Origin of the sequence: Streptococcus sp. 1171_SSPC (assembly GCF_001069335.1) — a bacterium.
In the GTDB taxonomy this organism is placed as follows: Bacteria; Bacillota; Bacilli; order Lactobacillales; family Streptococcaceae; genus Streptococcus; species Streptococcus xiaochunlingii.
Map to the genome: position 1 here is coordinate 22,815 of NZ_JWAK01000024.1, position 18,883 is coordinate 41,697.

An 18,883-nucleotide genomic window follows, 5' to 3' on the forward strand; every position below is an offset into this window, starting at 1 on the left:
CCCAGCAACTCATACATTCATCGCAACAGAGAAATAATTTATTAGAGTCAATATTTTTTTTTATAATTAATCTCCCCTGCCTATCTCATATGGGGCACTCTCTAAACCAAAAATAATCAGTACTTATCATGATGGGTCTCCTGTAATAATTTTATTGGTGCCGTTCATTACAATAATTTTGACTTTTGTAAGAATTGCTCCTGTATCTCTGTCATAGCCGATTGGCTGATTCATTTCTACGTTATCTGTATCTTTTTCTGAACTGTGGGGATGGGGTCGTCTGAAAAGCAGAACCCGTGTGCGTGCATACCGCACACACCCTATGTCAGAACTGAAGGTTTTGTGCGGGGCTACGGTTTGTTTAATAAATTTATTGAATATTTCAATTAAAAATACTTAAATGGATAAACATTAAACAAATTATTACTTATACTATTTACTGAATATATAAACTCAGTTTTTATATTATCCGTAAGTGTCTCTCCTTCATCTAATAGGTGCTCTAAATCTCTGTATAACAAAGCCAATTGGATAAATTGTGAGAAACCTATCCCTAAATTTGTAAATCCAGATTTGGTATATTCTCCAGTATCATGATTATAATGAAAAATGGTATTATCTATTTTATTTAGAAACCATCCATCTCCCTGTCCTGCTTGTCCAATACTCCAAAAACACCTTGATATTTCGGGATAATTACACTCTAAGTATCTATTTTCATTTAAAGCCTCTTCATAATTAAAAAGAGAAATATCAGGTATTATCTCTACCTCCTGATAATTAGTAATAAATAACAAATAGTTATTATCCAGTTTAGGAAGTTTATCTAACTTTTTAATTTCTACTTTACGCTTAATACATATATTAAAAAAAACCTCGGGAAATAATTTTGATTTGAACATAAAAGTATACTCCATAATTTTTTTGCTTGATAGAAAGATATTTCCTTCAATATTTTTCTAATCCTTTTATTATTGTTTTTTAGATATTGTAGCCTTACCGTCGTTATTTTTTAAATTTAGTAAATTACAACTTCACAATCAGATTCTCCAAAAATATACTCAATATATTCATTTAATTTTTTATCAGGTTGATATGTAATAATTAGATTTTTAATACTATTTTGATAAATTTTTTGGTTTTCTTGAAAATAAATAACTAATTTATCGGAATAAATTTCTACCTTTTTGAAACCACCTACCCCTGAATATTGTTGACTATTAATTTCATAATAATAGTATTCTAAGTCATCAACTTCTCTTTGCAAAATTAAGTAATTGTCAGGATTAGGCTTTTCACTATCTGCAAATGCAATGGTAAGAATATCATCTTCTATTTTGTAATATGTATTTCTTGAAATAATTTCCATAAAAAATTCCTTATCATATTGTTTCTTAACATTTTCCAGGTGGAGGTGTTTGTCGTTTTTTTCCAGCTGGGAGAGGTGCTTTACGAGTTCTTTTTTACTTTTTCCTGCTTCCCATGGTTCAGTCCCTGGAACTTCATAAATTATCCTGGCCCCTGTTTTTTCATGTGCTCTATTCATAGCCCCTTTACAACTAGGACATGCTGGGTACTCTCCTTTAATTCTCACTGTATCTCCAGGCTTCAAGTCCGGTGTTAAATCTCGCATCGCTCTATTTTCTGTATGAGTGGCCAAAGTTGATCTAGGAAAACCTAATGCCTTTTCCTCTGGAGTCATACCTCCACTTTGATAGGAACGTGGCTGCCCCACAAGATTACCCTTACTATCAAAATGACTAACAATTGCATGTACCTTTCCCAGAGCCAAATTTTGCTAACCCCCAAGGGTCAAGCCACATAGCCGCATTAGGCGCAAACTGATATAGATTATCTCCACCAATTAATCTAATCGGATCCTGGTTCACAAACCGCCCGGCCTCAGGATCGTAATAGCGCATCAGATTGTAATGCAGCCCCGTTTCACGGTCGCAATACTGGTTTTGCAGGCGGAAGGCTTGGTATGCGCTATCGGTTACCTTGGTTTCCTCTTCTAGACGACCCCAGACGGTATAGTTGCCAAAACCACAGCAAAAACTGCAAGTTTTTGAATCTTATGGCAAAATGCCTTCAAAAGCAAAGTCGGTTTCACCCTCCAAAAATTTCAAACCATGTACCGGATTGACCGGCCGGTCGCTACCCACCGCACCCTTAAAGGCCGAGAAGTTATAAATAAAGTTGAATAGTACTTGTTATTTTTTTTTGTGTTTCGACACTAATTTCCTGGTTAAAATTTTGGATTAATTTTAAAAAATCAATGATTAAGTTGATTTGAGTAGTGTTAAAAATCGTACTTTTGTTTCTTAGAGCAACATATAAAAATTCAACAACGTAACCATATAAATAAAATTTAGACAAATTAGAAAAAATATATTTTAAACAGCAAGGAGTAAAATATAATAAAGCCTTATTAGTAAAGGCTTGCCACTCTAGTGATTCAAGTATTGAGAGAAAATCATCGTATGTTATCTCAATCCAAGTTTTAGTAGATAGTTGCATTATAGAAAATATATAAGAGTTATCACTATCATCAAAACTTATGATGTTATTTTTATCAACTTTGAAAATTGGAAAAGTAGTCCTAATTTTTTCCTCTAGATAATTTCGTTCTTGTATATATTTTACCTCCGTAAGAAATTTTTCAAATTCACAATATACTCCTAAGTCTTTGACAAACTTTAAAATATATTCTAAAAAATCATAAATTATATTGATTTCATCTTGGGTTAAAGATTGCAGTAAATCAAATAGTTCACTTACTTCTCCTTGGGATATGTTAGAATAATAGCTAAATAATTCTATGAAACAATCATTATCTATACTAGGATTTTCTATCGAGCTTAGTAAAAGTGTATTTAAATGTAAGGCATTTTCATTTTTTTGTTTATCTGACATTTGATTTTTAATTAATAAAATTAGACTGTTTTTTTTCATGTCTTACTTTCTCCATTTTAAGATAGGGCACCATTTGATTGATTTATTATCTATTTTTTATTTACGTTTTTAAAAATCATTTAATAGTTTTACTATCTTCTCTTTATTTTCGCTGGATGAGTTAATTGCAATTCTAACGGCATTTTCTCCAAATTCATTTTGTATATTTTTATCAGATCCATAATCAAGGAGTAATTTCACCATTTCTATATTTCCAAACATGCATGCATAATGTAGGGGAGTATATCCTAAGTCTCCTTTAAGATCGATCAATGCCCCATTTTGAAGAAATACAAGAGCATCATTTAAAGAATTATTTCTAGCTGCAATATGTAAAACTGTATCATCCATACCTCCTACTTGATTTATATCTTTAATAGTGTCACCCAAGAAATCAGGATGCGTTTCATATTTTTTTAAAATACATAACAATTCTTTTTCCATTAATAATACCTATAGTTGTAAGTTGATAAATTTAATTTCTTGATCTTATTTATTACACGTAACGCAATTTTCTTTATGTTCCTTTTTTTATTGTTTAATCTGTTTTTACGTTCTTGTATTTTTTGAGCATGACCGTCCTAGCCGTATTCATAGGCTGTTTTGGCTTAGATCGTTACGGAATAAATATTTCAGAAGACCCCAGCCGGTATAGTTGAAGCAAGTGAGGAGAGCATAGGGAAGAGGTCGTCTGAAAATTGATTTCAGATACTCTTGATATTTGGTGGAACTCGACCTAACCTACGACTACTGTTTGTTAAGTTTAAGCCATGATCTATGTTTGTTAAGAGGAGTTTATTGTCCTTGACCAAGAATTTCCTCTCCAATTATTGCATCTAACTCTATCCATGCATCTTCAAGTTGATTAACAATAGAAGATTCATTTTTATTTGGGTCATCTTTTAAATTGAGATACCAAATATGTGTTAATTTCGGTATTTCATATAAAATAGATGCTAGTCTTTTTTCAATTAGATTATGATTATGAGTATAATGCTTTATTTCATTTAAAATTTTTAATAATTCTTGATAGTCCTTTACATCGAATTCAAGATCCATTCTGACCTTATAAATAAAACTATTATTTTCAAGTTTTTCTAATAATTCTTTCATGGTAAACTCCTTTAAGTTATACAAAGCAAAGAATTGCTTCTGCTGGAATAGTTTATTTATTTTTAAAATAGTTAAGCGTTCACTCCAATAGAAATAGATAACACATCTTCCTCATTGTCGAGTAGAGATATATCGATAACTTTATCTATTTTATGACTAAATAATTTTAAACAATAAAAATTAGGTTTGTTTATTAATTCTAGCCAATTGCTAATATTTTTTATTTTGATAATAAACAAGGGGAATACTTCTATTGGTATTTCAGCCGAATCATTTATTCCTCCATAAAAGTATACATAAGCAATGTCATTTTCCTCTGGTGTAAAAAAATTTAATATTTCATTTTTTATCGATAAACTAAAATTTTCCTTTGATAATTCTATATTTCTATAGGGGGTAAAAGTACGATTTATTATTTCACATGAGAGTGGATATGGAATAATTTTTTCAGAATCTGAAATTAAATTATTTAAAAAATGAATTTCTTTCATTTTTTTCATTAAATGATTCTGTTTTAAAGTAAAGATCTTATTTTCTAAAGTTGTCATGATATTATTTCCTATGTTGTACGGTTACATTATCTTTGTATTACTCCCAAGAAAATGTACCATTCCCATTATTTCTTTTTTGACTAAGATTTCCATCCATTTTGGCAGTAGCTACATGCCAATGTGGACAAGGATGTTTTGCAATCTGAACGACTGGTGCGCATACTTGTAAACTCGCTCATCTTTTTCAGACGACCTTGATATTTTGTTGGGTCTTGACCCAACCTACGCTTGCTAGAAACATTTACAGTTATTTGGATTTTGATTAGCTTTATATAGTTTGAAGGATTTAAAATTAGCAAATTATAAAAGAATTCAGATTTAAAATGAATGTATTTAAATCTCTCTTCCATAACTTAATGCTCTTAGAAAAGTATAATGATATAGCTGGCTCTTCAGATAAAAAACATGCATAACTTTTTTCGATTGGTAAAACTTCCAAGTCATCCATTCCTTCAAAAGCTAGAGTACAAGTTTTGTTTGGTTGGTATCTATGACGAATGGTCCAAAATTCTGATATATCTAAATCATTTCCTTCTGATTCTTTCAAAACAATCCAGTTATGGTTATGTAATTGGTCTCTTAAATCTTCAATATGATATTTCATAGTATATTTCCCTCTAGTTATACTACATCCGGGTCGTAGGCGTAGCAGCGGTTAAGTACGGTACAAAAAAGATCGTCTAAAAATATCGAATCTTACTTTTTGGTTTTTTTCTTAGGATTTAATTCTTCTTTACGTTGCTTATAAAATTGCCAATATTTTTTGTCTTCCATAGAAAAAGGTGTGTAACGTAGCTCATTATAAGTTAGGTCAAAATATTTATAAGCATTTTCCATATCACCCAATTCGTAATAAACGATTCCTGTCCATATAAACACACCTGCTGCAGGTTCATCTTTTCGTGCCTCAAGTGCAATTAACATCCACTCAAGGGCTTTTTGATAATCACCTAATTTTTTATAATTTTCTGAAACACCACAGGCGATTGCCGAAGTAGGCTCAACAAATTGAGTGGCTGGTTTAGGTAAAAGTTCCCATGCTTGATTGAGAATATCAATGCGTTCCTCCGGCGTAGTAGCATCATTTGAGTTACATACAAAATCATTGATTTGTTTGTTTAATTCATAATTTACTTGATCTAAATACATAATTTCTCCTTCTTATGTGCATTCTTTAAAGAGTCTTTATTACCATGTTGGTCCGATTGTGTACCTGTGCCAAGGGTTCGTAGCTGTCGGGATAGGTATATCTGCCGTCCGAGGAGACTTCTTGGAAGAGGTGGATGCCGTCCCAAACGAATCCAGTTTCCTCTTCGAGGCCGTCTGAAGCTGTCTGAAAAGCGGAAACCGCGCACATGCCCTACGTCAGGATTGGAGGTTTCGTACGGGCTACGGATTGCTAATTTTGGTTCGATTCCTGATATTTTGTTATATCAGAAATAGTGATATCTTCATTATTAAACATATCATCCCAAATTTGCTTATAAAGTTCTTTTGCGGTCATTTGTTTAGGTATTTCAAAGGCTGCGTCGGTACTAGGAAATTGATTATGTAGTCGTTCTTCTGTCCAGAAATTTAATCCAAATCTCAAACTTTCTTTAATTCTGAACTGGGTTGATATTGTAAAATTTTGATACTCGGGGTACAGATATTCTTTTACTAATCTCTTTACGCTATCTCGATTAACCAAATTTAGACCTGATAAGTCTTCAAGTTTGCTATCTATACCTTCGTGTAATAGTCCAAGAAAAAGTCTGATATATTCAGGACTGACTTTATACTTTTTATTCATTTAAATTTCCCCCAAAATTGAAACTAATTGACCAACTTTATTGAATATGGCTTGTACTTGAGATGTTTGGATTAATGGTCCTCTTCGTTGGCCCAGTTGTGTACCTGTGCCAAGGGTTCGTGCGTAACGCACACACTTTATGTCTTGGAGGTTTCATACTGACTACGGATTGCTTCAGATTATTACAAATTCTATATTTGTACAGAATTTAATTGTCTTTTTGCCGTTTTATTTCTTAAGATACTTTTCTATATATCTGTATTGATCTTGTGTACATTTAACTGAAAAAAATATTTTTCCACTTATAATACTTTGAGCAGAAAAAATATCTTTCTCATATTTGAATTTTATTTTACTTAACGGAATCATTCCTTTTCCATTTTCTTTCCCACAAAAAAGCTTATATTGTAACTCATTATTACTTATACCTATGTTTCCACAAGTTTTTTGACTATCATATTCTGATACAATTATATTTAACCAGCCATGTTGAAAATCATACGAGTAATGTGAAACATAAGGTAATTTAGAAGAGGAGGATCCTATTAGAGATAAAATTGAACTTAAAATAGATTTCATAATATATTTACCATTTAATTTATTAATTTTCTTAGCTAACGAAGCAGGAGTAACCCAACCAGACATTTTCATTTCTTTAATATCAGCAGCTTGACTTGCCCCATATGCAAAACTTGCAGACTGCCGATTTCGTAAATTATATCCAGAAGTTTCTGTGTTTTTATTATTAATGAGATTGTCAAAAAACAAATCTCTCAAACGATCTTGATGAAGGTTTGAAGTCGTCTGAAAATGTGCGTACTGCACACATCCTACTTCGAGATTGAAGGCTTCATGCGAGCTATGGCTTGTTATTCACTCTAGTTAATTGATTATATTTACGTAATTCAGTTATGTCTTTCCCTGCTTTAATCATTTCAATACAATTAAATTGTATTTTGTAATCTTCTTCATAATGTATATCAAGCCGTTCATAATCTGTTTCGTAATACATAACATCAATGGTTTCAATTACCTTATCACTACAATTCGTAATAAAAATTAGTTCATTTTTATTTATAAACTCGTATAGATATGATAACCCTATCATAGAATTTTGTGTAAAGATAACTACGTTATCTGGAAACTCCTCTGTATCGGGGATGATTTTATTTAATGTATTCAGAGTTTTTTCAATTTCATCAGAAGAAATATCTTTATTTATATTAACATATAAAAAGATACTATCTAGCCAATCAGTACATAAAGAAAGATATGGCTCCTTAGTTATTCTTTTAATATGATTCTCTTCTAAAAAATAATCAAAACCTGCTATGAAATGTAAAATTCTATCGATGCAACATGCTCCAAAAAGTAATCTTTGTGTATTTGTTAAATTTTCCAATTCCTTTTTTACATTTTCTTCATATTTTTCCATATTAGCACCTTCCTATGTTACGTCTTTTTCTACTTTTCTTACTAGAACTAGGAGTTTAACTTTTAACACCTTTTTCATTCATCAAATCTTTACAATCAAGACATATAGGACGTGAGTCCTCAATTTCTGTAATTCCTTTTCCTGACTTGATTAAAGATTCTTCTGCGTGAGCATCTTTCATATTTATAACAGTAATACCTTTAGACTCGGCCCAAGTTCTCTGAACCTTAGGTACTATATTATTTTACAAAGATATAGTCTATAGTGTTTAAATCTTTATTAAATCAACGTTTCTAAAGGGGATATAGCTGTAAAATATTATATATTTACCGTATTGTTAAACCAAGACGGTAGCAAAAAGGTACCAAAAATTAAGGTTTCGGAGCTTATAAACTTAAGAAAGTTGTCTCAAGTATTTGGCCTTTTTTTATTGTCTTTTTGTAACAAAGTGACGTAGTCACTTTTAGTGTGGAATAGGTGAGATAAAAAAACAGTGTTTCGGTTTTGGTCAATGAAGTAAAGCAAAACATATTGGTCTATAATTTTTCCTCGTGAGGGATACTTGCTGTTAATCTTTACTCCAATTTTCTCATCAGCGTCAAAGCCTGCTTCAGGAAAAATCTCTAAACTTTTTAAGCTGTCTAAGATTTTAGCCACAGTATTTTTGGCGGATTGAGGGGATAGAAGTACCGTAGCTATATAGTCGTGTATATTGTCGATAGCTTCCTCGACCTCTTTTGAAGCAATCACTTTATAAGCCATAACGTACCCTCATATCGTCTAGGGAAGTTCCTTCGCCTGCCTCGTATTCTCTCAAAGCACGCTCAGATTGGGCTTGTAATTCTTCAATTAACTGTTCTCTATGTAGATCTTCGGCCGTCTTAATAGGCAAATCTTGCTCCAGGACTATTTGCTCCACAAATAAGGAAATAGCATCTGTCATTGTCATGCCCTTTTCCTTGATAATTTTTCGAGCTTGTTCCATAGTGGCTTCATTCAGTTTAAAATTGTATTGTTTCGATAAAGTTATAGCCATGATATATCTCCGATCTATACGTTATAGATTGATTATATACTAGATATATATTCTAATCAAGAAAAAAAGTTCTGTTTGATGACAGAACTAAGTTGTTTCAATAGAGGTCGTAGTGCTTTAGTTGACTGACGTACTGAGCGGTCAAGAAAGCGTAATACAGAAAATGGAAGCATCCAACTAAAAAGTGTTTTTCACATAGCGTTGCTTCATCACTAAATATATACCACAGCTTATTTTTTAGCTGCGATTTCCTCGACGGTCCTCTTTTTGAAAAATTCGATTTTTTCAATCGGAGTCATATTGCGATATGTTTTGATAAAATCACGATAAATCAGGTACTTTTTATCAGGATCAAGTAAGTCATTAAAGAGGTTAATAACTCCAGTTTTAAAGATATCAATATCCTCAATAACAAGAAGAATATAAGGCGATTTTTTATATTAGATGGATGTTATAGTTATCCCTGAGATGAATTTTTTATAAGGATCTCTTGGAATGTGCGTTCTTATAAAACCACTCATCTTTTTTCAGACGCCCCCAGGCGGTGTAGTTGTCAAACCACAAGAGGTTGCCGTCTTCATCGGTCATTTCTCTCGGGATGCCGATTTGGTCGCAGTGGAAGTAGTGGGTTTGCTGGCGAGTTTCGCGTCCGAGGGGATCGCGTTCTACGGTAATGTGGCCGTAGCTGTCACGTTCGCTGTCGCTACACTGTCCGTCGGCGTCGATGCGGTAGATAAGTTCGCGGTTTTCGTCGAAACCGTACACTTCCGTCCGCCCCAATGCGTCCGTTGCGGTCGAGTTGGGCGACCAGTTGGTAAATGCCACAGCCGGAATCGACTTCGGCAAACAGCAGCCGTGCGCCGCCGTCGGGGGAGGCGATTTGGTAGAGGTCGTCTGAAAGTTGGTTTTCAGATGACCTCTATATCAACCAACGCATCAATTGGTAATGGGATTGTTAAAGAACGGATGTTTCAGAGATGGCCTTACAGGCTTTGTGTTGGGTCTTGATCCAACCTACTTGTTATGGCTTGCTTAAAGTTATTTGCTATTTAATGCATCCGAAAATAAATCAAATATTTCTTTTGAAAATTTTGATGTTTCAATAGGCTCAGGCAAAACTAATAAATAATAGTAGGCTTTTTCAAAAATTAAATTAATATCGTAAGGTTCAAAGTCGGATAATCCATCAAATTTGTATAAACTAACCACCTGATTCATCGTAACTCTTTTTCCTTCAAGACCAAAACAACCTTCTCCGTTTTTATTTAAGTGGTAACCTTTTTTTAAATGGGAATTTAACATTTTATTATTCTTATAAAATAATAAATTTTTTTCATCATTAAATTCTGTATATTCATACTTAAATTTTAGTTTATTTTCTACTATGTCTGTAATTTTTTTATAAACATTTTTAATTTCTTTGTCTGTGTAAAAACGATAAAATTCACCTTCTGTCCAACTCATTTTTATTTTCCTCCCTTTCCTTTTTTTGATGTACTACCACAAATACCATGTTGTACATCGCTTTTTAATTTTCCATTGCTATCTCTTAGATGAATATCTTCTTCAATATACAGTCTTTTTATTCCATCTTGCCTATCAACACGTTTAATTTTTTCATCATCTACCTCAAATGAAATATAGTATTTACTTTTTTCTTGAGTTAATCCCATTTGCCCACGCGCTTTAGAAGCATCTAACTGTTCCGGATTCATTGTCGTTACATAAACACCTTTTGCTTTTCCCTTAATTGCGCCTTTTCCCCGTCGTCCCGGATCTTTAGCTCTGATAACACCTTCTCCAATAATACCGTTGTAACCTGCTCTATTTGTATAATGATAAACTCTTGTTAATCCCCATACATTAATCCAAATCTGAGCATTCGGCGCAAACGAATAAAGATTCTCCCCGCCCAACAACCCAATCGGATCCTAATTGATAAATCGTCCGCAGTTCGGGTCGTAGTACCTGAAGAAGTCGTAATGCAGTCCCGTTTCAAGGTCGCAATACTGGTTTTGCAGGCGGAAGGATTGGTGAGCGCTATCCGTTACCTTGGTTTCCTCTTTCAGACGTCCCAGGCGGTGTATTCGCCGTACCATAACAGATTGGCCTCCTTATCGGTCATCTCACGTAGGATGCCGATTTGGTCGCAGTAGAAGTAGTGGGTTTGTTGGCGGCTTTTCGCCGTCTGCGGTTGTCCAGTTGCGTACCTGCGTACTGCGAAGACTTTACGTCAGGATTAGAGATTTCATGCTGGCTACGGCTTGCTTGGTGGCGTCTGAATTTTTATCTTACAGGATATTGCCACTGGGGCGGCTGATATTACATGTCAAATAATCATATTCTTGGATATATAACTGTGTATTGATCTCCTAACTCCAACTTGAGTTTCTTAAATAATTTTTCACCTTCGTATTTAAAAATATTTTCTTTCTCTATATTTTCAAAGCCAGAGTTTAGAGGTTCTTCTATATTTAAGGTTTTATCATATTTATTTGCCCACTCCAACAATTCTTCAGCAAGAGACTTTGATATTGGTAAAGAATATGGATCTATATTTCCAAAATTATCATCCTCCATACCCCATATGGGAAAACAGCCATAGTCAGGCATCAATTTAATTTTTTTCATTTTATCGTCCTATCTTATTATTCCACCTGCCGAATTTACACCGACAATAACCCCATTACTTCCAGTAGTAACCGCTCTACGGCTTGCTTTGAAATCTATTTTTGAACGTAAGAAATTTATCATATGAATTTAGTTGTTCAGCAGAATAATTTTCCATAATTTCAGCATTATCACTATCTACAATAGAAACAAAAAATATGACATTCTTTGTTTTTTTCTTATCTATATTTTCTATCGCTTTTTTAAATCCTTCTATAATTGTATCATATACTTCTGCCTGATATTGCTCAAAATTATCTTCTGATATTAATGTATTTGCATCGTTAAGAATATTTTGAATCTCATTATTGAATACACTATCTATTTTCTCAGGAACCTCTCCAAGTCCTATTGCAAATTGAGGGTAATACCATTTAATAAAAGGATGTTCTTCTTTTGGGTAGTTTACTTTTTCTATTTCGTAGTGAGAAATAGTGTTAGCAGTCCAACCCAGATATGAACAATAGTCATCAATATATAATGTATAGGCAAAAACCTCATTAGAATTATATCTTTCTAATACAAATTTAAATGTCTCTGTAACTCCTTTAGATACATTCTGAATTAAATCTTGAATTATATAATTACTTAAAATACTCATTTTAATTTTCCTTTTATAAATTTTTGTTATCAATCAGTTTCTATGCACATTTACTACGTAATCCGTATTTTCCAAAAACCTTACCACCAATTCTAGGTAATTGCTTACTCATGTATCTATCTGTTTGAGATTTGTTATACATAATCTCCTATTTTTTGTCTTAAAAACAAAAATATTTTTACCCAAATAGGCATTGTCAACCCCCAGATTCCTCCAAATATTAATCCTTCAAACACCATAAAATTTTCCCTTTTGATTTGTATGGCTAATCCTAGCAACATCCCAATTAACATTTGAATTATGGATAGATATTTAATATTTTTTCTTTCTAATTCTAAATGAAATAAAATAACTAGAAAGAAAGAGATGATCGGAAACACGACCAACTTAACTATCGTGTTATCCCCATAATAAGCCATCCATAACCAAATGAAAAACCAAGAAATTAAAATACTTATCCAATACTTTTGAATAAATTCTTTAAATTTAATTAATATGGAAGTTCTTTGGCTATGATGTTTACAGCATAGCCTTGAGTTATATTTGTTCATATAAAGTCAAATTCCTTTCTGTGCTTTTATATATATCTGTATAGAAATAAATTCTATTACCTTTTATCTCTTTCAGATAAATCAAGTCTTCGATACCTCCAATATACTCAATTGATAAATCATCTAAATTTAATGTTGCAAGCCTAAATCCAACAACGAAAAATCGTCTAATGAAAACTGGAATATATATTTTTCTATTGAAATACAACAAAGGCCCTCCAAATCCCTGTTCTTTAATAATAACTTGACCGTTAATGGATAGACTTCCAACTAAGGGAGAACCTTGATTTACTTCCATCAAATTAAGGTAGCTGACTTCCCATTTGTCAAACAAAAATTTTTCTTGAAAGTCTAAAGGAGTTTCATTAAAAATTCTTAACTTAGGCATTTTTATATTTTTTCTTGTCAAAGAATTGAAATCTTCTTCTAATTCTACAAGGAGTTGACCAACCTCATTATTAAATGGCCAAGAATCAATTACTATCCGAGACAACAAAAATTCTTTTCCTTTTTTTTGTTGAAAATTACTTTCTGAATTTAGATAATTAATCATGTCGTATAGTTCATTTTTTATAGAAACTAACTGCTGTTTATTTGTATAACTATATTCATCACAATTATTAATCATTTTATCAATTTCGACTAAAACTATATTAATCTTTTTTATAAATTGCTCCTGATTCATTGTCTGATTAACCTTTCTAAGTCATTAATATATTTGAGTTTATTCGCCAAGAAAACCCAAACTTTGAGGTGCAGCTTTGCCTTCAATAATAGTTGTTCCTAATAGCCGTCGCAGCAGTAGCCGTGGAAATCAGGTTATTAACGAATACAATTACTTTTAACAAGCTATAATTACTTAAAAACAAATCATTTATGTTTATTTGTAATTAAGTTGCCTGCGACTAATAAATCATGATGAATTTTGCATACACATTCATCAATCCAGCCATAGTGAACATCATCATTAATAGAATAATAAACATCATCTGTTAAAACTTCCTTACCAACAGTTAGTCTATTTGCTAGTGATGCAAAAATACTTCCCTCCTGAGGCCAGTTCGTACAACATGGCGATTCAAGTAAAGTATTTCCTGCTTTTAATTCTTTATCTAGAATAAGTTGCAACTCTTCACATAATTTAAATTGACCGGATTTTTTCATAAGATTTCCTTCTACATGCGATGGTGTCATAATTTTATCTGTCATATTTTTTATTTGGCCTTATGGATTTAGATTGCATAATTGCATCGAATCCCGCGAGATTGGAAGTTTCATGCGGGCTACGCATACTAACTCAATCTAGTGGTCATTTTTACTATTGTTATCATTGTGTATCTCAATATTTTTTTTATGTGCGAATAATAAATCTAAAATTTTAGATATATTCTTTGAATCAGGGAATTTTTTAGGATTTTTTATGTTTAAGAAATTATTAATTTCCAAGTTGTGTAAATGACTTATTAGTAAAATTGTAGATAGCGGGTATTTATATGAGGAAGGATTTTTTAAAATATCCTCTATTGCTAAATTACTTCCGAAATAATAATTTTTCATTGGTAACACATAATTATCGAATATAGCAATAATTATCTCATTTATTTCATTTTCGGATGTTTCTGGATATAAAGAAATAATGCCAAAATCTTTAAAAATAGAATCAAATTTTCCAAGTTCTGAGCCATGTACTTTAAAATTACTTGGTGTGTCATTCTCATCAAAAATATCGTTTATTTCAGGATAAAATTTTGGGATAGTTGTACTTAATTCTATAAATTTTTGGTCTAGAATATTTTTCTCATTTATATAAGAAACGATAGAAAATGAGCATAATGCCCCAATTTTTACATGCTTACCTTTTTTAAATTGGAAATTAATTTTTCCAAAAAAAATGTCATTAAAAAAAAGTGAAATAATACAATCGTGTTTTTTAAATGAAATATGGTTAGCTTCTAAATATGAGCAGAAGCTATTTAATATTTTTTTCTTCATTTTTTATGCCTCAATAAAATAAATGTTATATCTCTTTCATTTACATTAACAACTTTGCCTTTAGAAGTTAAAATAGTTCCTCCTCCTTTTGGCGTGTTGGGTCGGCAAACCGCCTTGGCCGTATTTGTAGGCGGTCTTGGCTTAGATTGTTATTGAAGAAATATTTCAGACGACCTCGAAAAAGGATTGAGGTCGTCTGAAAAGCAGAAACCGCGTGCGTGCAATCGCACATACCCTACGTCGGGATTGGAAGTTTCATGTGGTCTACGGCTTGCTACAATAAATTGAGTGCAGGCAACTCAAGAATATCTTTTGTAGTTAACTTACTAACATCCTTTTCAATAAGAGACAATTTACTATTTTTCAATAGTTTACTATCTTGAAAAGAATATTCATACATTACTGTATTTTTTTTATCATAGACATATCCATAATAATTATCCTCTTTGTTTTCATCTTCAACAAAATTCATAAAAAATATTTCATCGCTTTTAGGCAGAGATTTTTTTACCGATTTGTATAGATTAGGAACTTCATTTGATACAAAATCAGTGCAATCCAAAATACTTTCTAATAAAATTTCATTAGTTAATTCTTGAGGTTCCATAGTTAATTCCTATCTTTTTAAAGCTGTAATTACTCTTCGCAAAATTCCCATACTTCTTGCGCCTTTTTGACATCTACCACACATTGGTCTAGTAGCTCCTATTGATTCAATTTTTGCTCCTCTTTTTCTTGCTTCCCTCATTAGTTTACGTTCTGCATCATTTAAATGATTTTTATTACTTCGGTGTACATTATTAATTACTTCATCAGAACCAACTATTCTTTGTAGTGCCCTTGATACCCATCCTTTTTTCCCCGCTGATGCTATCCAAATTTCGCTACGACCAGAACTTGTTGTCACTCTCGCCAAAGCATAAGTTGTACGAGACCTATCTCCTTCTGACATTGCAGCAGCAACTTTATTAATTCTATTCAATAAATCTGGATCAGAATGTAATCCAAGCCAATCCACCCACTCCTGTGCATTAGGTGCAAACCAATAAAAATTATTCCCGCCCCACAACCCAATCGGATCCTGATTCACCAATCGCCCTACATCAGGCTCGTAATACCTGATGAAGTTGTAGTGCAGCCCCGTTTCAAGGTCGCAATACTGGTTTTGCATGCAGAAGGATTGGTGAGCGCTATCCGTTACCTTGGATTCCTCTTTCAGACGACCTTGCAAGATTGTTAGACCTTTAACCAATCTACGGCTATTTTTCTAGAAACCTTTAGCTTATGTATTCGATTAACAAAATAATAAGTAGGTTTAGGAATTATTTATTAACTTTTCGAGATATTCAATACTTCTGAATAAATAATGTTCACCTATTTGCTGTATCAAATTTGTTGAGCCCCCAAATAATATTCTTTCTAAATACTTTTTAAGAATTATAAGCTCATCTTTTTTTAAGAGATTTAAAGCATGACTGATGTTTTCTGCGGTAGGTATATTTATAATAAATTCTTCTATATTTACTGGAATATCATCATTTCTAATGCCATTGCTGATACCATCAATAATTTTAGGCATTAAATAATTTATTCCTTCTGGTGAAAAAAAGATGAATGGTACTAAATGATGTTCATCAATAATAATTTTCTCTATTGGGGTATATTCGTAATACTTAAATTCCTCTTTAAATTCCTCTATTTTATAGATGTTTTCTCGATAGAGTTTTTTGAACAATCCTTTTTTAGGATAATCTCTGTAGGTAATCTTCAGGAAGGGCATATTTACCTCCATTATGTTAGATAACTTTTACATTTATAGTGATTTTTCTAGCCGGTATAGTTGCCGAACCACAAGAGCTTGCTGTCCTTATCGGTCATCTCACGCGGGATGCCGATTTGATCGCAGTGGAAGTAGTGGGTTTGTTGGCGGCTCTCGCCGTCTTCGTTGGTCTAGTTGCGGACCTGTGCCAAGGGTTCGTAGCTGTCGGGATCGGTGTAGAGATAGGTATATCTGCCGTCCGGTTGGACTTCCTGCAAGAGGTGGCGCCGTCCCAGACGAAGTGGGTGCGTTTCGGTTCGGTACTCGTCCAGGCGAGTTTGTCTTGCCATTCTTTGGAAAGGCGTCTGCCGAAAGGGTCGTAGGCGTAGTCGATGGTGCAACCATCAGATTGCCGTTAATCTAATTTTGTTTAAGGCCATCTGAAAAACAAACTTTCAGACGGCCTTTATCCTGACTAATGTTTCACTATCACTAGCGATATTTTTTTCTAGGATCTTTAAACGTTCCTATAAATTTTAAGTCATTATAAAGTTTTTCTGGATCATCGGGTTCAAAAGTAGCGTTTGCATAATAATACAAAGAATTCCCTTCATTCACACCTTTTTCTTTAGATGCTCTTATAATTTCTTCTGTGGCTTTTTTCGAATGCGTACCAATTTCTTCAGCTAAAATTTCAATTGGAACAATCTCTCCGTTTTTGGTACGAAAAGCTACAAAAAAGTCTGAATCAATAAATGAAACCCCAAAATCTGCAAATGCTGGACATTGAGAATCTGAATCTTCCATTCCTTCAGTGTATTTATTAAATTCATCTAACGTCTTATTTGATGTTCCTATCCATACAGAAATCATATTTTTTGTATCTGAATCAAGCATTTTAATCGTCCTTTCTCAGTTATTGAAAATTTAATTTAAAAATTATTTCATTACAGAGGCCGTCTATAAACCAAAAAAGCCGCGTGCGTGCGTACCGCTCACACCCCACGTCGGGATTGGAGGTTTTGTGCAGGCTACGGCTTGCTACCTATGAATTTAAAAAATTATGCGGGTTACGTCTTACCATTCCATAAATTAGTTAAAATTCATCAATTTATTTGTCAATTTCTTTATTTCTCTCAAATAAGAAATTATTGGAAAGGGGTGGATAACAACAGTTTCTCGATTGTACGGCTTACAAATTGCTATAAACTCATCATTCTTTATTTTAAAGACCAGTAATTTATCGCCATCAAATAAACTTGCTCCTCTTGGTAATAAGTCATTTGTTGAACAATAGTACTCATCCCAATCAATCACATCTAAATCAATTATATTTTTTAAATCTAAGTAGCTTTCAGTATGTATAAGTGAATCTATATTTTCAATAATATTCGAAAAATCAAGGAGAACCGTTCCCTTCAAATCAAAATTTTCTTTAGATCCTAAAACAATATTGCCTAAAAAGATTAAAACATTTACAAAGGAATATTGATTTTTATTTTCCATAGTTAACTTAGTATTTATCTTCATTTTTTGCGATTCTTTTTCCCCTGATTTTTGCATGGAGATGGAACTACTTTTCCATCCTTTTTCATTTCATCTATACGTTTTTTAACATCAGGAGGAATTGGAATTCCTCTTCCTTGACTTGTATCACCATTCCAGTGAACTTTTCCATCGTTGCTATTCCCAAACCTATGAACTACACCTTCATCATCAACAGCATACCAATGCAAACCTTGTGAATCAGGAATTGCATGTTTGTATAACTCCTCGGTATGAGGAGGTAATATAGATATATGCCCCGCACCTCCACCTCTAAAAGAACCAGAGCCGGGCTGATGATGTCCAGGATTCTCATATTCAGGTTTAGGACCATGATAACGACCAGATTTTGGTGGTCTGATTAAACCCAACGGAACAATCCAACTTTGAGCATTTACAGCAAACTGATAAAGGTTATCCCCTGCGCCCAGCAACCCTATCGGATCCTGATTCACAAACCGACCCGCATCAGGCTCATTGTATTTGAAGAAGTTGTATTGCATCCCCGTTTCACGGTCGCAATACTGGTTTTGCAGGCGGAAGGGCTGATGCGCTATCTGTTACCTTGGTTTCTACTTTCAGACGACCCCATGTGGTGTATTCGCCGTACCATAAGAGATTGCCGTCCAAGTCGTATTGGTAAGCGGCTTCCTGAACCTTGTAGCCGCCGTCGCGGGCGAGGGTATGGATTAGGCGTCCCAATATATCGCGTTTGAACTCGGTTATCCGCAGCGGGGTTTGGCTGTCGAGGTCGTCTGAAAGCGGGGATGCGTCTTTTTAGGCGGCGGGCTTTGTCGTAGTGGTAGCCGAAGGTATGGCACAAGGCATTGGTGCGTCGGGTCGGCAGACCGTCCTGGCCGTATTCGTAGGAAGTGGTATGGCC

31 protein-coding genes and 1 pseudogene are annotated in these 18,883 nt (G+C 33.3%); all 32 read right to left on the reverse strand.

Features of this window, described 5'->3' with window-relative positions; genetic code table 11:
- Window positions 1–386: 386 nt before the first annotated feature.
- The 32 genes and pseudogenes from ADF75_RS04540 to ADF75_RS10820 all read right to left on the reverse strand — a co-directional run bounded on the left by ADF75_RS04540 (window position 387) and on the right by ADF75_RS10820 (window position 18,503).
- Window positions 387–902 carry a hypothetical protein gene (locus ADF75_RS04540; RefSeq protein WP_048789308.1) on the reverse strand — a complete coding sequence of 172 codons (516 nt, stop codon included), beginning with the start codon at window positions 900–902 and terminating at the stop codon, window positions 387–389.
- A gap of 116 nt (window positions 903–1,018) precedes the next feature.
- Entirely contained in the window at window positions 1,019–1,792 is a 774-nt protein-coding gene (locus ADF75_RS10495) for a hypothetical protein (RefSeq protein WP_152902318.1), read from the reverse strand.
- Window positions 1,761–2,024, reverse strand: a pseudogene (locus ADF75_RS10875) (RHS repeat-associated core domain-containing protein); the annotation flags it as partial. The gene ADF75_RS10495 and the pseudogene ADF75_RS10875, both read right to left, overlap by 32 nt.
- 163 nt (window positions 2,025–2,187) lie before the next feature.
- Entirely contained in the window at window positions 2,188–2,955 is a 768-nt protein-coding gene (locus ADF75_RS04550) for a hypothetical protein (RefSeq protein ID WP_048789309.1), read from the reverse strand.
- A gap of 69 nt (window positions 2,956–3,024) precedes the next feature.
- The gene (locus tag ADF75_RS04555) at window positions 3,025–3,399 is read right to left on the reverse strand and encodes an ankyrin repeat domain-containing protein (protein WP_048789310.1); all 375 of its coding nucleotides are present in this window, start codon (window positions 3,397–3,399) and stop codon (window positions 3,025–3,027) included.
- A 351-nt stretch (window positions 3,400–3,750) separates the two neighbouring features.
- The gene (locus tag ADF75_RS04560; protein WP_048789311.1) at window positions 3,751–4,068 is read right to left on the reverse strand and encodes a hypothetical protein; all 318 of its coding nucleotides are present in this window, start codon (window positions 4,066–4,068) and stop codon (window positions 3,751–3,753) included.
- Between the two features lie 71 nt (window positions 4,069–4,139).
- Window positions 4,140–4,616, reverse strand: a complete 477-nt coding sequence (locus ADF75_RS04565) for a hypothetical protein (protein WP_048789312.1) — start codon at window positions 4,614–4,616, stop codon at window positions 4,140–4,142.
- Window positions 4,617–4,911: 295 nt separating this feature from the next.
- The gene (locus ADF75_RS04570) at window positions 4,912–5,223 is read right to left on the reverse strand and encodes a hypothetical protein (protein ID WP_045615712.1); all 312 of its coding nucleotides are present in this window, start codon (window positions 5,221–5,223) and stop codon (window positions 4,912–4,914) included.
- 92 nt (window positions 5,224–5,315) lie between these two features.
- Window positions 5,316–5,768, reverse strand: a complete 453-nt coding sequence (locus ADF75_RS04575) for a hypothetical protein (RefSeq protein WP_048789313.1) — start codon at window positions 5,766–5,768, stop codon at window positions 5,316–5,318.
- Between the two features lie 250 nt (window positions 5,769–6,018).
- Window positions 6,019–6,411 carry a hypothetical protein gene (locus tag ADF75_RS04580; protein WP_048789314.1) on the reverse strand — a complete coding sequence of 131 codons (393 nt, stop codon included), beginning with the start codon at window positions 6,409–6,411 and terminating at the stop codon, window positions 6,019–6,021.
- A gap of 228 nt (window positions 6,412–6,639) precedes the next feature.
- A complete protein-coding gene (locus ADF75_RS10810) occupies window positions 6,640–7,236 on the reverse strand; it encodes a hypothetical protein (RefSeq protein WP_236127872.1) in 597 nt (198 codons plus the stop codon).
- Between the two features lie 34 nt (window positions 7,237–7,270).
- Window positions 7,271–7,846, reverse strand: coding sequence for a DUF416 family protein (locus ADF75_RS04590; protein WP_048789315.1), 576 nt, complete (start codon window positions 7,844–7,846; stop codon window positions 7,271–7,273).
- A 408-nt stretch (window positions 7,847–8,254) separates the two neighbouring features.
- Window positions 8,255–8,608: a type II toxin-antitoxin system RelE/ParE family toxin gene (locus ADF75_RS04595; RefSeq protein ID WP_048789316.1), complete on the reverse strand. Its 354-nt coding sequence runs from the start codon at window positions 8,606–8,608 to the stop codon at window positions 8,255–8,257.
- Complete coding sequence (locus ADF75_RS04600) at window positions 8,598–8,882, reverse strand: type II toxin-antitoxin system RelB/DinJ family antitoxin (protein ID WP_033629679.1); 285 nt, start codon at window positions 8,880–8,882, stop codon at window positions 8,598–8,600. Before ADF75_RS04600 ends, ADF75_RS04595 begins: the two co-directional genes overlap by 11 nt.
- Window positions 8,883–9,359: 477 nt before the next feature.
- Complete coding sequence (locus ADF75_RS10815) at window positions 9,360–9,728, reverse strand: RHS domain-containing protein (RefSeq protein WP_239665203.1); 369 nt, start codon at window positions 9,726–9,728, stop codon at window positions 9,360–9,362.
- Between the two features lie 192 nt (window positions 9,729–9,920).
- Window positions 9,921–10,346, reverse strand: coding sequence for a hypothetical protein (locus ADF75_RS04610; RefSeq protein WP_048789317.1), 426 nt, complete (start codon window positions 10,344–10,346; stop codon window positions 9,921–9,923).
- Between the two features lie 2 nt (window positions 10,347–10,348).
- Window positions 10,349–10,801, reverse strand: coding sequence for an HYD1 signature containing ADP-ribosyltransferase family protein (locus ADF75_RS04615; RefSeq protein ID WP_048789318.1), 453 nt, complete (start codon window positions 10,799–10,801; stop codon window positions 10,349–10,351).
- A gap of 12 nt (window positions 10,802–10,813) precedes the next feature.
- Window positions 10,814–10,969: an RHS repeat-associated core domain-containing protein gene (locus tag ADF75_RS10710; protein ID WP_239665207.1), complete on the reverse strand. Its 156-nt coding sequence runs from the start codon at window positions 10,967–10,969 to the stop codon at window positions 10,814–10,816.
- Window positions 10,948–11,007, reverse strand: a complete 60-nt coding sequence (locus ADF75_RS10715) for a hypothetical protein (protein WP_239665208.1) — start codon at window positions 11,005–11,007, stop codon at window positions 10,948–10,950. Before ADF75_RS10715 ends, ADF75_RS10710 begins: the two co-directional genes overlap by 22 nt.
- 212 nt (window positions 11,008–11,219) lie before the next feature.
- Window positions 11,220–11,513 (reverse strand): hypothetical protein, encoded by a 294-nt coding sequence (locus ADF75_RS04620; RefSeq protein WP_048789319.1) that lies wholly within the window; start codon window positions 11,511–11,513, stop codon window positions 11,220–11,222.
- Between the two features lie 76 nt (window positions 11,514–11,589).
- Window positions 11,590–12,153 (reverse strand): DUF4303 domain-containing protein, encoded by a 564-nt coding sequence (locus ADF75_RS04625; protein WP_048789320.1) that lies wholly within the window; start codon window positions 12,151–12,153, stop codon window positions 11,590–11,592.
- A 134-nt stretch (window positions 12,154–12,287) separates the two neighbouring features.
- Window positions 12,288–12,704: a cytochrome C biogenesis protein gene (locus ADF75_RS04630; protein ID WP_239665204.1), complete on the reverse strand. Its 417-nt coding sequence runs from the start codon at window positions 12,702–12,704 to the stop codon at window positions 12,288–12,290.
- Window positions 12,691–13,389, reverse strand: coding sequence for a hypothetical protein (locus ADF75_RS10720; protein WP_204372579.1), 699 nt, complete (start codon window positions 13,387–13,389; stop codon window positions 12,691–12,693). Before ADF75_RS10720 ends, ADF75_RS04630 begins: the two co-directional genes overlap by 14 nt.
- Before the next feature lie 185 nt (window positions 13,390–13,574).
- Window positions 13,575–13,913, reverse strand: a complete 339-nt coding sequence (locus tag ADF75_RS04640) for a hypothetical protein (protein WP_082162656.1) — start codon at window positions 13,911–13,913, stop codon at window positions 13,575–13,577.
- Window positions 13,914–14,006: 93 nt separating this feature from the next.
- Window positions 14,007–14,696, reverse strand: coding sequence for a hypothetical protein (locus ADF75_RS04645; RefSeq protein WP_048789322.1), 690 nt, complete (start codon window positions 14,694–14,696; stop codon window positions 14,007–14,009).
- A gap of 274 nt (window positions 14,697–14,970) precedes the next feature.
- Entirely contained in the window at window positions 14,971–15,303 is a 333-nt protein-coding gene (locus tag ADF75_RS04650; protein WP_048789323.1) for a hypothetical protein, read from the reverse strand.
- A 9-nt stretch (window positions 15,304–15,312) separates the two neighbouring features.
- Window positions 15,313–15,948: an RHS repeat-associated core domain-containing protein gene (locus ADF75_RS10235; protein ID WP_342666688.1), complete on the reverse strand. Its 636-nt coding sequence runs from the start codon at window positions 15,946–15,948 to the stop codon at window positions 15,313–15,315.
- Between the two features lie 63 nt (window positions 15,949–16,011).
- Entirely contained in the window at window positions 16,012–16,476 is a 465-nt protein-coding gene (locus ADF75_RS04660; RefSeq protein ID WP_239665205.1) for a hypothetical protein, read from the reverse strand.
- A gap of 47 nt (window positions 16,477–16,523) precedes the next feature.
- A complete protein-coding gene (locus tag ADF75_RS10900; RefSeq protein WP_349675233.1) occupies window positions 16,524–16,592 on the reverse strand; it encodes a hypothetical protein in 69 nt (22 codons plus the stop codon).
- A 355-nt stretch (window positions 16,593–16,947) separates the two neighbouring features.
- Window positions 16,948–17,352 carry an immunity 22 family protein gene (locus ADF75_RS04670; RefSeq protein WP_048789326.1) on the reverse strand — a complete coding sequence of 135 codons (405 nt, stop codon included), beginning with the start codon at window positions 17,350–17,352 and terminating at the stop codon, window positions 16,948–16,950.
- A gap of 195 nt (window positions 17,353–17,547) precedes the next feature.
- Window positions 17,548–18,018 (reverse strand): hypothetical protein, encoded by a 471-nt coding sequence (locus tag ADF75_RS04675; RefSeq protein WP_152902320.1) that lies wholly within the window; start codon window positions 18,016–18,018, stop codon window positions 17,548–17,550.
- Window positions 17,982–18,503, reverse strand: a complete 522-nt coding sequence (locus ADF75_RS10820; protein ID WP_053090538.1) for a type IV secretion protein Rhs — start codon at window positions 18,501–18,503, stop codon at window positions 17,982–17,984. The genes ADF75_RS04675 and ADF75_RS10820 overlap by 37 nt, the downstream gene beginning before the upstream one ends.
- Window positions 18,504–18,883 lie beyond the last annotated feature (380 nt).

Excerpts from the sequence above, each read along its gene's own strand:
- ADF75_RS04540 (WP_048789308.1), bottom strand. The coding sequence starts at position 902 with ATGTTCAAATCAAAATTATTTCCCGAGGTTTTTTTTAATATATGTATT.
- ADF75_RS04550 (WP_048789309.1), bottom strand. The coding sequence starts at position 2,955 with ATGAAAAAAAACAGTCTAATTTTATTAATTAAAAATCAAATGTCAGAT.
- ADF75_RS04555 (WP_048789310.1), bottom strand. The coding sequence starts at position 3,399 with ATGGAAAAAGAATTGTTATGTATTTTAAAAAAATATGAAACGCATCCT.
- ADF75_RS04560 (WP_048789311.1), bottom strand. The coding sequence starts at position 4,068 with ATGAAAGAATTATTAGAAAAACTTGAAAATAATAGTTTTATTTATAAG.
- ADF75_RS04565 (WP_048789312.1), bottom strand. The coding sequence starts at position 4,616 with ATGACAACTTTAGAAAATAAGATCTTTACTTTAAAACAGAATCATTTA.
- ADF75_RS04570 (WP_045615712.1), bottom strand. The coding sequence starts at position 5,223 with ATGAAATATCATATTGAAGATTTAAGAGACCAATTACATAACCATAAC.
- ADF75_RS04575 (WP_048789313.1), bottom strand. The coding sequence starts at position 5,768 with ATGTATTTAGATCAAGTAAATTATGAATTAAACAAACAAATCAATGAT.
- ADF75_RS04580 (WP_048789314.1), bottom strand. The coding sequence starts at position 6,411 with ATGAATAAAAAGTATAAAGTCAGTCCTGAATATATCAGACTTTTTCTT.
- ADF75_RS04590 (WP_048789315.1), bottom strand. The coding sequence starts at position 7,846 with ATGGAAAAATATGAAGAAAATGTAAAAAAGGAATTGGAAAATTTAACA.
- ADF75_RS04595 (WP_048789316.1), bottom strand. The coding sequence starts at position 8,608 with ATGGCTTATAAAGTGATTGCTTCAAAAGAGGTCGAGGAAGCTATCGAC.
- ADF75_RS04600 (WP_033629679.1), bottom strand. The coding sequence starts at position 8,882 with ATGGCTATAACTTTATCGAAACAATACAATTTTAAACTGAATGAAGCC.
- ADF75_RS04610 (WP_048789317.1), bottom strand. The coding sequence starts at position 10,346 with ATGAGTTGGACAGAAGGTGAATTTTATCGTTTTTACACAGACAAAGAA.
- ADF75_RS04620 (WP_048789319.1), bottom strand. The coding sequence starts at position 11,513 with ATGAAAAAAATTAAATTGATGCCTGACTATGGCTGTTTTCCCATATGG.
- ADF75_RS04625 (WP_048789320.1), bottom strand. The coding sequence starts at position 12,153 with ATGAGTATTTTAAGTAATTATATAATTCAAGATTTAATTCAGAATGTA.
- ADF75_RS04630 (WP_239665204.1), bottom strand. The coding sequence starts at position 12,704 with ATGAACAAATATAACTCAAGGCTATGCTGTAAACATCATAGCCAAAGA.
- ADF75_RS10720 (WP_204372579.1), bottom strand. The coding sequence starts at position 13,389 with ATGAATCAGGAGCAATTTATAAAAAAGATTAATATAGTTTTAGTCGAA.
- ADF75_RS04640 (WP_082162656.1), bottom strand. The coding sequence starts at position 13,913 with ATGACAGATAAAATTATGACACCATCGCATGTAGAAGGAAATCTTATG.
- ADF75_RS04645 (WP_048789322.1), bottom strand. The coding sequence starts at position 14,696 with ATGAAGAAAAAAATATTAAATAGCTTCTGCTCATATTTAGAAGCTAAC.
- ADF75_RS04650 (WP_048789323.1), bottom strand. The coding sequence starts at position 15,303 with ATGGAACCTCAAGAATTAACTAATGAAATTTTATTAGAAAGTATTTTG.
- ADF75_RS04660 (WP_239665205.1), bottom strand. The coding sequence starts at position 16,476 with ATGCCCTTCCTGAAGATTACCTACAGAGATTATCCTAAAAAAGGATTG.
- ADF75_RS04670 (WP_048789326.1), bottom strand. The coding sequence starts at position 17,352 with ATGCTTGATTCAGATACAAAAAATATGATTTCTGTATGGATAGGAACA.
- ADF75_RS04675 (WP_152902320.1), bottom strand. The coding sequence starts at position 18,018 with ATGCAAAAATCAGGGGAAAAAGAATCGCAAAAAATGAAGATAAATACT.
- ADF75_RS10820 (WP_053090538.1), bottom strand. The coding sequence starts at position 18,503 with ATGCAATACAACTTCTTCAAATACAATGAGCCTGATGCGGGTCGGTTT.